Origin of the sequence: Neobacillus drentensis (genome assembly GCF_036962765.1) — a bacterium.
Lineage (GTDB): Bacteria > Bacillota > Bacilli > Bacillales > Cytobacillaceae > Neobacillus > Neobacillus drentensis_C.
The window spans coordinates 1-12,056 of sequence record NZ_JBALOS010000009.1; the positions used below are offsets into that span (position 1 = coordinate 1).

The window sequence follows — 12,056 nt, forward strand, 5'->3', positions numbered from 1 at the left end:
TAGGAAATGTAAACATAAAATGGTATGTTCAATTGGTGTACCCTAAATCTACCAAATATATTCCTATAGAACAATCGTTCCATTTATCCACATAATCTGGTGGATAAGTTGTGATTACTTTGTTTATAAAATCATGAAAACTGCATGATTCAATGGGTATAATGTTAATAACTTTATCCACAATGTTTAGAAATGAAGAAATTTGTCGAAAAATATTTTTTTGTTTTTTAATAACGGTCTAATTTTGATATATTTAGACTGGGTGGAATACACAATTTTATTTATAAATCATGGATTATCATGTTTTGATGAATAATAAGTTTAAAACTAATTTCTTTTATCTTTGAAACAAAGGGTAAAATTGGTTATGATGGTACATGTAAAAATTTTGAACGATCTATTCAGAACTCAATGAGGTGTAAACTTAGTGTTAAAACATTTTTTACCGAATGAACATGTCAAAAGCATTCTTGATATATCTCCCCAAGAGTTGAGAACGAAGGGTATTAAAGGGATTATTACGGATTTAGATAATACGTTAGTAGAGTGGGACCGCCCCTTTGCTACTCCTCCATTAATTAAATGGTTTGAGGAAGTTAAAAAACATAATATTCTCGTTACAATTGTTTCTAATAATAATGAAGAACGAGTCAAAGCTTTTTCGGATCCACTGAAAATCCCGTTTATTTTTAGGGCCAGGAAGCCATTTGCAGTCGCTTTTCATAAAGCGATTTCTCAAATGGGAATTAAAAAAGAAGAGGCAGTAGTGATTGGAGATCAGTTGCTGACAGATGTCCTTGGCGGGAACCGGGGTGGATTTCATACCATCCTGGTTGTCCCTGTTGCCCAGACGGACGGCTTTTTCACAAAGTTTAACCGTTTTGCCGAAAGAAGAATATTAAATTGGTTTCGAAAAAAAGGTATGCTTCAATGGGAGGATTAAAGTGTGAGTGAACATCAACATTTATGTATGGGTTGCGGAATAAAAGTTCAAACAGAAAACCCAGCGGAACTAGGATATGCACCAGCGTCGGCCTTGGAAAAAGAAATGATTATTTGCCAGCGCTGTTTTCGTCTTAAGCATTACAATGAGGTTCAAGATGTCAGCTTAACAGACGATGATTTCTTGAAAATATTAAATGAAATGGGTAAGTCAGATGCTTTAATTGTTATGATTGTCGATATTTTTGACTTTAATGGCAGTTGGCTCCCTGGGTTACATCGATTTGTTGGCAGTAATAAAGTCTTGCTTGTCGGAAATAAGGTTGATTTGTTACCTAAGTCTGTGAAACATAGCAAATTAATTCATTGGATGAAACATGAGGCAAAAGAACTTGGATTAAAGCCGGAAGATGTATTCCTTGTAAGTGCAGCAAGGGGGTTGTTTGTTCGAGAAACCGCGGCGGCCATTGATGAACATCGAAACGGTAAAGACGTCTATGTAGTGGGTTGTACAAACGTAGGAAAATCTACGTTCATCAATCGAATCATAAAAGAGGTAACAGGTGAAACAGATGTTATTACCACCTCCCATTTTCCGGGAACGACTTTGGATATTATCAAAATACCTTTGGATGATGAAAAATCATTAATTGATTCCCCTGGTATTATTAACCATCATCAAATGGCTCATTTTGTTGATAAGAGGGATTTAAAAATCATCACACCTAAAAAGGAAATCAAGCCAAAGGTATTTCAATTAAATGAAGGACAGACATTGTTTTTCGGCGGTTTAGCCCGCTTCGATTATATTAGCGGCGGTCGAAGATCATTTGTTTGTTATGTTTCTAATGAATTAAATATTCACAGGACAAAAATTGAGAATGCCGATGAACTTTATGAGAAACATGTGGGTGAAATGTTGACCCCACCTCGTATGGATCAATTAGATTCCTTTCCAGAACTTGTGAAACAGGAATTTATTATTAAAGAAGCAAAAACTGATATTGTTTTCTCGGGCCTAGGATGGATCACAGTAAATGAGCCTGGTGCAAAGGTTGCGGCCTATGTGCCTAAAGGGGTACAAGCACTAATTAGAAAATCCTTAATATAAATAGAGAATGCTTAATGGGTGGGGGGAATACTGGTGAAGAAATTATTTGCTGTTTTGGGGGATCCAATCGGACATTCAATGTCGCCAATTATGCTCAATGATTTATTTTCCTTTTATAACATGGATGCGGTCTATCTGCCCTTTCATGTTAAGGATGAGGATTTACATGATGCTGTCAAGGGATTAAAAGCGGTGGGTGTCGGTGGATTTAATGTTACAGTTCCGCATAAAAGCAAAATCATTCCCTTTCTGGATGGTATAGATGATTTAGCTGCCAATATCGGTGCGGTCAATACAGTTGTAAATGAGAATGGTCAATTAATTGGCTATAACACAGATGGTCCTGGGTTTTTAAAAGGGTTAAGTGCAATATTACCTCAAATAGAAGGTCAAAAAGTTCTGATAATCGGAGCGGGCGGAGCAGCGAGAGCTATCTATTTTACATTGGCAAAGGAAAAACCTCTGAAACTGGACATTGCAAATCGCACGATCGAGAATGCTAGTGGATTAATCAAGGAATGTCCATATTCCGTTTCATCTAGAGCTTGTTCATTTGAAGAGGCAAGTGCAACAATAGGGGAGTATGATTTAGTTATTCAAACAACCTTGATCGGCATGTCCCCAAAAATTAATGAGCAGCCAATCTCTTTAAATAATATAAGGAATCACTCGGTCTTTTGTGATATCATATACAATCCGCTTGAAACACAATTTTTAAAAGAAGCGCAACAAAAGGGAGCAGTTATCCAAAACGGATTAGATATGTTTGTTTATCAAGGAGCTCTTGCTTTTGAAAAATGGACAGGAAATTTCCCTGATGTAGAAAGAATGAGAGATAATGTGTTAAAACAACTAGGAGGAAGATCATGTTAACAGGAAAGCAAAAAAGATTCTTACGGTCAAAAGCTCACCATTTAGATCCTATTTTTCAAGTAGGTAAGGGGGGAGTTAACGAAAATATGATTAAGCAAATTGCAGATGCACTGGAAGCAAGAGAACTTTTTAAAGTCAGTGTTTTGCAGAATTGTGAAGAAGATAAAACAGTCGTTGCTGAGCAGTTAGCTGAGGGCACTGGAGCAGAAATTGTTCAACTTATCGGGAATACCATTGTCCTATACAAAGAGTCTGTCGAAAAGAAAACAATCAAGCTTCCATAATCGAAAAGATAAGGAGTCGAGAGCATGAAGAAGGTGGGAATATTGGGAGGAACTTTTGATCCTCCGCATTACGGACATCTTTTAATTGCAAATGAGGTTCTTTCCACCCTTCATCTAGATGAAATTTGGTTTATGCCAAACCAAGAACCTCCTCATAAGAAAAAATCGGAATCAATCAAAAATGAAGACCGCCTGCAAATGCTCGAATTAGCCATCCAAGGCAATGATGCATTTAGAGTCGAAACCATTGAACTTCATAGACAAGGCCCTTCTTATACAGTCGATACGATGAAAATGATTAATGCACAGTATTCCGACCATCAGTTTTTCTTTATTATTGGCGCGGATATGATTGAGTATCTGCCGAAATGGCATAAAATTGACGAACTTATTAAACTTGTCCAATTTGTTGGAGTAGAAAGACCGGCATATAGCAGTCAATCGGAGTACCCTGTCCATTACATAGATGTCCCAGCAATTGAGGTATCATCTAGTATGATTCGAGATAGGGTAAAAAACGGACAGACCATTCGGTATTTACTGCCTGATCCGGTCATTCAATATATAGAGGAGAAGCATTTATATGGAACGTGAAGTGGCATTAAAGCTTGTTAAGGAACAATTAACCGACCATCGCTATCAGCATACTTTAGGAGTAATGGAGACAGCGATAGCACTTGCTAAGCAATATGGCGGAGATGAACAAAAAGCTGAGTTAGCTGCCATTTTTCATGATTATGCAAAATTTCGTCCAAAAGATGAAATGAAAGAAATTATTGCTAGTCAGGGATTTCCTGAGGATCTACTTCATTTCAATTCGGAATTATGGCATGCACCTGCTGGTACGTACTTGGTGGAAAAGGAAGCGGGCATTACCGATTCCGAAGTATTAGATGCCATTCGGTATCATACATCAGGAAGACCAGGAATGACCGTACTAGAAAAAATAATATATTTGGCGGATTACATTGAACCAGGCCGTCATTTTCCAGGTGTGGAAGAAGTAAGAGAGATGGCTAAAGAAAGTTTAGATAAAGCCTTAATTATGGCAATCAAAAACACCATTATCTTTTTATTGAAAAAGAATCAAACTGTTTACCCTGATACATTCTATACGTACAATGACCTACTCAAAAAACTGGAGGATTGATTAATGGATAACCATGAACTACTAAAAATTGCCGTAAAAGCCGCAGATGACAAACGAGCGGAAGACATTCTTGCCTTAAATATGAAGGGGATTTCCCTCATTGCTGATTACTTTATTATTTGTCATGGTAATTCCGATAAACAAGTTCAGGCGATTGCAAGGGAAATGAAAGAAAAAGCCCAGGAACTTGGTTATGAGGTAAAAAGGATGGAGGGCTTTGATGAAGCCAGATGGATATTAATTGATCTTGGCGATGTTGTTGCCCACGTCTTTCATCGTGATGAAAGAAGCTATTACAAATTAGAACGCTTATGGGGCGATGCACCATTGGAAGATATCCTCAGTGAGTTAAATACATGAGTTATCAACAATTCGCTTATCTTTATGATGAACTAATGAAGGATGCACCCTATGATGAGTGGGTCCAGTTTGTCAAAGATCGGTGCGTAAAATATAATGTGACAAGTACTCGTTTACTTGATTTGGCATGTGGCACGGGCGAATTATCTGTCCGATTAGCCAGAGACGGTTTTCAAGTAACGGGTATCGATTTATCTGAGGATATGTTAGCAGTAGCACAGGCAAAAGCTGAGGAAGCAGGGGTAAGAATCCCGTTCTTCCAGCAAAATATGGCTGACTTGGAAGGTCAGGGAGAATTTGATGTCATTGGTATTTTTTGTGACTCGTTCAATTATCTCCAAACTGAGGAAGAAGTCATTTCTACTTTTTCAACTGTTTATCAGCATTTGGCCAATGATGGAATTCTCATCTTTGATGTCCATTCCATTTTTAAAGTTGCTCATCTATTTATCAATCAAACATATGCTTCCAGTGAGGAAGAGGTATCCTTTATTTGGAATAGCTTCGCTGGAGACAGTCAGAATAGTGTCGAACATGAGTTAAGCTTTTTCGTTTTAGATGAACGGACCGGAACGTATGAACGCTTCGATGAACTTCATTTTCAACGTACATATCCAGTTCAGCAATATTCAAACTGGCTGATTGATGCTGGTTTTGAACTGCTGGAAGTCAGTGCTGATTTTGAAAACGTTGAACCTCACTCACAATCAGAACGGATCTTTTTTATTGCGAGAAAATACAAATAAAGCCATCTAAAAAAGATGGCTTTTTTATTTTAAAAAAAAGGAATATTGTCAGTTCATGACGAAATTAATAATTTGAGAATTGTGCTTCCACTTTATCAAGGTCTTCTTTAAATTTTGCTTGTGTTGCTTGAAAGATATGTTCAAAAATTTCCCCGAGCTCATTATCTAATACTTTAATACCTTCGCCTGTAATTCCACCCTTTACACATACCTTTTCTTGTAGTGACGACAACGTATAATGTCCTTGCTTTAATAACTCACCTAGACCGATAATCATTTCACTTGCCATAACGGTTGCATCATTTTCATCAATTTCCGTTTCTTTTACTGCAGCTTTGATGAAACTTTGTAGTAGATAGCTAAAGAACGCGGGACCACAACTGACGATATCAGAGGCAGCTCTCGTTATTTTTTCCTCAATATGAACTGGTACCGAAATTTTGGCAGTTAATTCCTCGATTTTTGTTTTCCATAACTCACTGCAATTTTCTCCATAGCTAATCAATGACACCCCAGATAAGGCCCGATTGGTAATGCTTGGGATAATCCTGGCAGATGAACAGGCAACCTTTTTCTCAATTTGGCTTGTACTGATAGGACTCGTTATCGAAATCAGACATTTTTCTGGACTTAAATGTGGTTTTATTTCATTTAAAATTTTATATACATCCAATGGTTTGACACAAACAAATAACAAGTCGGACTCAGCAGCTACTTCTCCTGGATTTGCCCCAACTTTAATTCCTTTATATTTATCTTTAAGCAACAAGGCTTTTGATTTTGTCCTGTTTGTAATTATTATCGAAGCAGGGGAAATGGCTTTTCCTTCAATCATGGCTTCAACCAGCATTGTCCCCATATTACCAGTACCGATAATACCTATATTCATTGTTCCGACCCTCCTCGCATGCAATATTCTTTTATAACCATATGAATTCAGAAAGTGAAATATACCTTTAGAAAGGAAGGATTCAAGTGAAAGACTGGTTGATTGCACATAAGATTTCTGTATTAATAGGTGCTTTGATAGCACTAAGTGGTATTTATTATTTTTATGACAGCGGTTCTGTAAAGACTTCGCCAACTAACACCCTAAATATGGAAGAAACGTTACAAAGTGAAGAGAAAGAAAATAGAAATATCCAACCTGAAAAGCAGTCTGACCTGCCAGAAAAAATTATGGTGGATGTGAAAGGACAAATTAAACAGCCAGGAGTTTATCAAGCAAATACAGGTGAAAGAGTGATTGATGTTATTAGCCGCGCAGGGGGATTAACGGACAAAGCAGACCAAAGTCAGGTGAATTTTGCAGAACATGTCAAGGATGAAATGATTATTTACATACCTGCAAAAGGAGAGGAGGGTATTACGACACCAATCGCCTCCGGAGGTAACACTTCCTCCTCAGGAGGCAGTCAAAAAGACACGAAAATTAACATTAATAAGGCAGATGAAACTCAGCTGCAAAATCTCCCCGGCATTGGGCCAGCTAAGGCAGCAGCCATCGTCGAATATAGAAACACGAGTGGCCCCTTTAAAACAGTTGAAGATTTAAAAAATATTAGCGGTATTGGTGACAAAACTTTTGAAAAATTAAAAGATTTGATAACTATTTAGAAAACTTTATTTGACCAATATGGATAAGCACGATTAAACTTAAGGAAGAAATTTAAAAAAGGGAGTGGGAGAAGTGGAGAGAATTTCATGGGATCAATATTTTATGGCACAAAGCCATTTGCTCGCTCTTAGAAGCACATGTACTCGGTTGACAGTCGGTGCGACCATCGTAAGAGATAAACGAATTATTGCCGGAGGTTACAATGGTTCGATCACGGGCGGAGACCATTGTATTGATAAAGGTTGTTATGTTATTGACAATCACTGTGTCAGGACCATACATGCTGAAATGAATGCACTGCTACAGTGTGCTAAATTTGGAGTTCCGACCGCGGATGCTGAAATATATGTCACCCATTTCCCGTGTCTTCAATGTTGTAAAGCAATTATCCAAGCAGGTATTAAAACGGTTTATTTTGCGGAGGATTATAAAAATCATCCGTATGCGATTGACCTTTTTCATCAAGCAAACGTTTCAATTGAAAAGGTTGAATTAACGGAGTCAGTTATTGATTTACAAAAAGTAAAACAATAAGACTTCCAAACAGACGCCGGTAATATGCCGGCTCTTCTATTTAAAAGAACCCTTATGGAGTAAATCAGATGAATGGAAAATACGTCTATTTCGCAATTACTGTCTTATTTGGAGTACTAGGTGCTCTTGTTCAGTTCCTTCCTTTTTTCTTATTACAAATTCTTACTCTTTATCTTCTATATCAATACAAGCGATTTACATTTTTACATTTAACATGTATAATGATGTGTTTTATTATCTTCCTGTTGATTGGATATCATTCCGCTTTCCTTAATAAAACAGGTATCCCCGCTTCTACTACGGTTTTTCATCTACAGTATACTCAAGACCCTAAAATCGATGGTGACTTATTACAAGTTCAGGCAACAGAGCAACACTTCAAGGAGAAAATCCTCGTCCGCTACAAAATTCAATCCGAACATGAAAAAGAAAGTATACAAACAAGAATGTTTTATCAAAGATTATGCACTGTATCAGGAGCGCTTGAAAAGCCTGCCATTGCCAAAAACCCCAATGCTTTTAATTACCGAACCTATTTAACGAGGAAGAACATTTATTGGATTTTAGAGATTCAAGAAAATCCACTTCAACATTGCTCACCACTGCAGCCATCTCCATTGGTCATGATAAAGCAACTGCGTTATATGGGGATTAAATATCTCGAGTCTCAGTTTCCAGGTGAAATTGCCTCCCTTTCTGCCGCGTTAATTTTTGGTGACAGAAATTTATTTGATCCCGATATTTTATCAGCTTATCAAAAAACTGGTATTGTTCATTTACTGGCTATTTCGGGCCTCCATGTTTCCTTATTAATCGCGATGGTCTATTATCTAGGCATTCGATTGGGATTAACGAGGGAATTTATGATTAATTTTCTTCTCGTGCTTCTTCCAGTCTATGTGATCTTAACTGGAAGTTCGCCTTCTGTCATTCGCTCTGCTATGATGATTTTTCTTGTCTTGCTCACCGTAAAGTGGCGGGTGCGTATAAGGCTTTTCCCGCTTGACGCCATCAGTTTGGCTTTTCTTGCTTACTTGTTTATTAATCCAATGGTAATTTTCGATGCAGGCTTCCAACTCTCTTTTTCAGTAAGTTTTGTTATCATTTTATCAGCTCCGGTTATTCTCCAGGGATATAAAAGGAATTTAACGCGGATGCTCGCGACCTCATTGGTTGCTCAATTAGCAGCCCTTCCTTTCCTGCTGTATCATTATTTTGAAGTTTCATTAATAGGCATCGTTGCAAATATGGTCTATATCCCGCTTTTTTCATTTCTATATCTTCCCGGTCTATATCTTTTGTTTTTCCTTCAATTAATCTTCGGAAAAACCCCTATTCTTCTGACAAATTTTTTTTTAACGATTATTAGCCTTGCCAATCATTTAATTGAATATCTAGCTGCTTTTTCCTTATTTCGCTTTATACCCGGGCGACCAAATGTGCTAATCCTCATCAGTTATATTGTACTGCTCCTAGCTATTTTTTATCTGTGGGAATCAAAAAGGTTTCCAAAAAGGAAAGTTTACTTAATTAATTTCAGTATTTTCCTCCTAATATCGCAGCACAGTTGGAACTGGTTATCTCCATTTGGGGAAGTAACGATGATTGATGTCGGCCAGGGAGATAGTATTCTAATCCATTTTCCGCATGGGAAGGGGACTTATCTTATTGATACAGGTGGAACCTTGCATTTTGCTGAAGAAAAATGGAGAGAACGGGCTAAATCCTTTGAAGTGGGAAGGGATGTTGTTGTTCCATTTCTAAAAGGAAAGGGAATTACCAAGATTGACAAATTGATCCTAACCCATGGGGATATGGATCATATCGGAGGGACATTTTCAATTTTAAAAGAGATTAAGGTAAAACAAATCCTGATGCCTGATGTGGTCGAACCATCTCAAACAGAATTTGATATTATGAAGGAAGCGAAAAAGCAGCGTATTCCAGTCATAAGAGTGTCTGCAGGGGCTCAGTGGGCGATTGAAGAAAATGGTTTTTATATCGTATCCCCTGAAAAGAATTATGACGGAGAAAGAAATGGCGGTTCCATTTCGTTAATTGCACAAATAGGCGGAGTAAGTTGGTTTTTTGGAGGGGATTTAGATCAAGCAGGGGAAGTGAAGATCATTAAACAATATCCTAATTTACATATTGATGTATTAAAAGCGGGCCACCATGGCAGTAAAACATCAAGCGCAGAATCTTTTATCACTCAAATAAATCCAAAAGCAGCCTTGATTTCAGTAGGTGAAAAAAACCGATTTGGTCATCCACATCACGAGGTGCTGGAGCGGTTAGAAAAAACCAATACCCAAATTTTTCGAACGGATCAACAAGGAGCGATCACTTATAAAATTTATCACGGGAAAGGAACCTTTTTCCCCTACTTACCATAGGATAAAGCATCTTAAATAAACACTATGTTAAAGGTCATTGTTGATATTGCTAACCATGTTGATTGGAGCGGAAATCAACAGGCAAGTTTAACACAGCCTAAATAATAAAAAAGACTGCACGAATGCAGTCTTCTACCTTACACATATGTAGCCATTCATTAGGAACCGATTACCTTAATGACTGTTGCAACAATAAACATTAGGGCAAAAAAACCAAAAGAAACCCCAAATCCTACCCCAGAATCATTTGCGTCATTTCGTTTACATTGCACATCTTTTTCAAATTCGTTCACAGTCTACCCCTCCTATTTCACAATATAGTATAAGTCATTCTCGAAAAAAAATCCAGCAAACTTCAAATAGCTTTCCACAACTGACAAGAGTTGTCAAAATAGTAAGACGGATAAACGGCTACACTATACTTACTAAAGGAACTCCGCCAGACAATAGAATATCCTAGGGCTTCTATTGCAGGCGTTCATTATAGATAGGGAATTAGCACTTTTGAAATTGGTGCTAATTCCCTTTAAAATGCTTGTCAAAATGTCCAAGCTTCTTTACCATAGGAATGAATGGAAAGAAGGGGAGCGCTGACACATGGTAATGGATATTTGGAGAAAAATTAAACAAAAGGAAATTGCTCCTATTTATTTATTATTTGGAACCGAGTCATTTTTAATTAATGAAACAAAGCAATTATTACTTAACCATATTTTGACCGAAGAGGAGAAGGATTTTAATTTTGCCAGTTATGATTTAGAGGAAACGCCAATCGAAGTAGCTATCGAAGATGCGGAGACCTTTCCTTTTTTAGGTGAAAAAAAAGTCATCTTTTTACATAATCCCATTTTTTTAACGGCAGAAAAATCAAAGGAAAAGGCGGTCCATAATTTAACTAGGCTTGAAATGTATTTGAAAGATCCATCGCCCTATTCGGTGATAGTGATTTCGGCTCCATATGAAAAGTTGGATGAACGAAAGAAAATAACGAAGGAATTAAAAAGAACCGCTGAAGTCGTTGAAGCCAAAAAGTTAAATGAACATGATTTAAGGAATTGGATCAAGAGCAGGGCGAAAAACAGCGGGATTGAATTCGAACCAGATGCAATTGATCAATTGTTGGCCTTGGTTGGAACTAATATGTCTATGATAACGAGTGAAGTGGATAAAATGGCTTTATATGCAGCAGGGGAAAAAAGAATTGACGTTAGTTTAGTGGAGAAATTAGTTGCACGATCCCTTGAGCAAAATATATTCACTCTTATTGAAAAAGTTGTCCAGCGAAAACTCGATGAGGCTCTTAGGATTTATTATGATTTGTTAAAACAAAATGAAGAGCCGATCAAGATTTTGGCGTTGCTTGCAGGACAATTTAGGTTAATCTACCAAGTAAAGGAACTTTCGAGAAGAGGGTATGGGCAGCAGCAAATCGCTGGTTTCTTGAGAACGCACCCGTTCCGTGTCAAACTGGCCCTTGGGCAAGCCAATAAATTTACGGATGAGGAACTGGCTCAATTAATGGATTTACTTGCCGAAGCTGATTACCAAATGAAAACTGGCGGCATGAATAAATCTTTACTGATTGAAATGTTTCTATTTCATTTGAAAAAATAAAGGCTCTGTTAAAGCTAAATGTTGATTTTGGCACCCTGNNAGCGAAGCGCCTGGAGCGGAAATCAACAGGCAAGTTTAACAGAGCAAAAAAAAACGATTCCTTTAAAAGGGAATCGTTTTTTTATTTTGCTCAAAATTAAAGAGCATTAGCTTTTTTCATTAGACGTGATTTTTTACGAGCAGCAGCATTTTTGTGGATAAGTCCTTTTGCAGCAGCCTTGTCTAATTTACTAGCAGCAGCAGCAAATACTTCTTTAGCAGCTGCACCGTCGTTTGTAGAAATAGCAGCTTCTACTTTCTTAACAGCAGTACGCATAGAAGATTTAGCAGTTGTATTTTGAGCGTTACGAGCTTCACTTGTTTTTACACGCTTAATAGCAGATTTAATATTAGGCATTACTTTCACCTCCTACAAAGAATCGAGACTA

At 37.4% G+C, this 12,056-nt stretch carries 14 protein-coding genes and 1 pseudogene; 12 read left to right on the forward strand and 3 right to left on the reverse strand.

The features are described 5' to 3' along the window. Positions 1-427: 427 nt before the first annotated feature. Genes V7137_RS02100 through V7137_RS02135 form a run of 8 tightly spaced genes read left to right on the forward strand, consistent with a single transcriptional unit; the run spans position 428 to position 5,466 of the window. Positions 428-943, forward strand: coding sequence for a YqeG family HAD IIIA-type phosphatase (locus V7137_RS02100; RefSeq protein WP_335696536.1), 516 nt, complete (start codon positions 428-430; stop codon positions 941-943). Positions 944-946: 3 nt separating this feature from the next. After that, on the forward strand, positions 947-2,053 hold the full coding sequence (gene yqeH, locus V7137_RS02105; RefSeq protein WP_335696537.1) for a ribosome biogenesis GTPase YqeH: 1,107 nt from the start codon (positions 947-949) through the stop codon (positions 2,051-2,053). A gap of 33 nt (positions 2,054-2,086) precedes the next feature. Beyond that, entirely contained in the window at positions 2,087-2,926 is an 840-nt protein-coding gene (gene aroE, locus V7137_RS02110) for a shikimate dehydrogenase (RefSeq protein ID WP_335696538.1), read from the forward strand. Next, positions 2,920-3,210, forward strand: coding sequence for a ribosome assembly RNA-binding protein YhbY (gene yhbY / locus V7137_RS02115; RefSeq protein WP_218347733.1), 291 nt, complete (start codon positions 2,920-2,922; stop codon positions 3,208-3,210). The genes aroE and yhbY overlap by 7 nt, the downstream gene beginning before the upstream one ends. Before the next feature lie 24 nt (positions 3,211-3,234). Then, entirely contained in the window at positions 3,235-3,804 is a 570-nt protein-coding gene (locus tag V7137_RS02120) for a nicotinate-nucleotide adenylyltransferase (RefSeq protein ID WP_335696539.1), read from the forward strand. Further along, the gene (yqeK, locus tag V7137_RS02125; protein WP_335696540.1) at positions 3,794-4,360 is read left to right on the forward strand and encodes a bis(5'-nucleosyl)-tetraphosphatase (symmetrical) YqeK; all 567 of its coding nucleotides are present in this window, start codon (positions 3,794-3,796) and stop codon (positions 4,358-4,360) included. The genes V7137_RS02120 and yqeK overlap by 11 nt, the downstream gene beginning before the upstream one ends. 3 nt (positions 4,361-4,363) lie before the next feature. Next, positions 4,364-4,720, forward strand: coding sequence for a ribosome silencing factor (rsfS, locus tag V7137_RS02130; protein ID WP_335696541.1), 357 nt, complete (start codon positions 4,364-4,366; stop codon positions 4,718-4,720). Beyond that, positions 4,717-5,466, forward strand: a complete 750-nt coding sequence (locus V7137_RS02135; RefSeq protein ID WP_335696542.1) for a class I SAM-dependent DNA methyltransferase — start codon at positions 4,717-4,719, stop codon at positions 5,464-5,466. Before rsfS ends, V7137_RS02135 begins: the two co-directional genes overlap by 4 nt. 64 nt (positions 5,467-5,530) lie before the next feature. Here the strand turns inward: V7137_RS02135 and comER are convergent, their stop codons facing one another. Continuing rightward, positions 5,531-6,355 (reverse strand): late competence protein ComER, encoded by an 825-nt coding sequence (gene comER / locus V7137_RS02140; protein WP_218349551.1) that lies wholly within the window; start codon positions 6,353-6,355, stop codon positions 5,531-5,533. 86 nt (positions 6,356-6,441) lie between these two features. On the opposite strand from comER, the gene V7137_RS02145 reads away from it, so the two are divergent. The 3 genes and pseudogenes from V7137_RS02145 to V7137_RS02155 all read left to right on the forward strand — a co-directional run bounded on the left by V7137_RS02145 (position 6,442) and on the right by V7137_RS02155 (position 10,014). Further along, on the forward strand, positions 6,442-7,083 hold the full coding sequence (locus tag V7137_RS02145; RefSeq protein WP_335696543.1) for a helix-hairpin-helix domain-containing protein: 642 nt from the start codon (positions 6,442-6,444) through the stop codon (positions 7,081-7,083). A 73-nt stretch (positions 7,084-7,156) separates the two neighbouring features. Next, positions 7,157-7,603, forward strand: a pseudogene (locus V7137_RS02150) (ComE operon protein 2); the annotation flags it as partial. Positions 7,604-7,686: 83 nt separating this feature from the next. Beyond that, positions 7,687-10,014 carry a DNA internalization-related competence protein ComEC/Rec2 gene (locus V7137_RS02155; RefSeq protein WP_335696545.1) on the forward strand — a complete coding sequence of 776 codons (2,328 nt, stop codon included), beginning with the start codon at positions 7,687-7,689 and terminating at the stop codon, positions 10,012-10,014. 158 nt (positions 10,015-10,172) lie between these two features. Here the strand turns inward: V7137_RS02155 and V7137_RS02160 are convergent, their stop codons facing one another. Then, entirely contained in the window at positions 10,173-10,307 is a 135-nt protein-coding gene (locus tag V7137_RS02160) for a YqzM family protein (RefSeq protein ID WP_218349547.1), read from the reverse strand. 304 nt (positions 10,308-10,611) lie between these two features. On the opposite strand from V7137_RS02160, the gene holA reads away from it, so the two are divergent. Next, on the forward strand, positions 10,612-11,628 hold the full coding sequence (holA, locus tag V7137_RS02165; RefSeq protein WP_335696546.1) for a DNA polymerase III subunit delta: 1,017 nt from the start codon (positions 10,612-10,614) through the stop codon (positions 11,626-11,628). 136 nt (positions 11,629-11,764) lie between these two features. Here the strand turns inward: holA and rpsT are convergent, their stop codons facing one another. Then, positions 11,765-12,025, reverse strand: coding sequence for a 30S ribosomal protein S20 (gene rpsT / locus V7137_RS02170; RefSeq protein WP_218349545.1), 261 nt, complete (start codon positions 12,023-12,025; stop codon positions 11,765-11,767). Positions 12,026-12,056: the final 31 nt, after the last annotated feature.

Bases quoted from the DNA above. Each gene is read 5' to 3' on its own strand.
- yhbY (WP_218347733.1), top strand. From the start codon at position 2,920: ATGTTAACAGGAAAGCAAAAAAGATTCTTACGGTCAAAAGCTCACCAT.
- V7137_RS02120 (WP_335696539.1), top strand. From the start codon at position 3,235: ATGAAGAAGGTGGGAATATTGGGAGGAACTTTTGATCCTCCGCATTAC.
- yqeK (WP_335696540.1), top strand. From the start codon at position 3,794: ATGGAACGTGAAGTGGCATTAAAGCTTGTTAAGGAACAATTAACCGAC.
- rsfS (WP_335696541.1), top strand. From the start codon at position 4,364: ATGGATAACCATGAACTACTAAAAATTGCCGTAAAAGCCGCAGATGAC.
- V7137_RS02135 (WP_335696542.1), top strand. From the start codon at position 4,717: ATGAGTTATCAACAATTCGCTTATCTTTATGATGAACTAATGAAGGAT.
- comER (WP_218349551.1), bottom strand. From the start codon at position 6,355: ATGAATATAGGTATTATCGGTACTGGTAATATGGGGACAATGCTGGTT.
- V7137_RS02155 (WP_335696545.1), top strand. From the start codon at position 7,687: ATGAATGGAAAATACGTCTATTTCGCAATTACTGTCTTATTTGGAGTA.
- holA (WP_335696546.1), top strand. From the start codon at position 10,612: ATGGTAATGGATATTTGGAGAAAAATTAAACAAAAGGAAATTGCTCCT.
- rpsT (WP_218349545.1), bottom strand. From the start codon at position 12,025: ATGCCTAATATTAAATCTGCTATTAAGCGTGTAAAAACAAGTGAAGCT.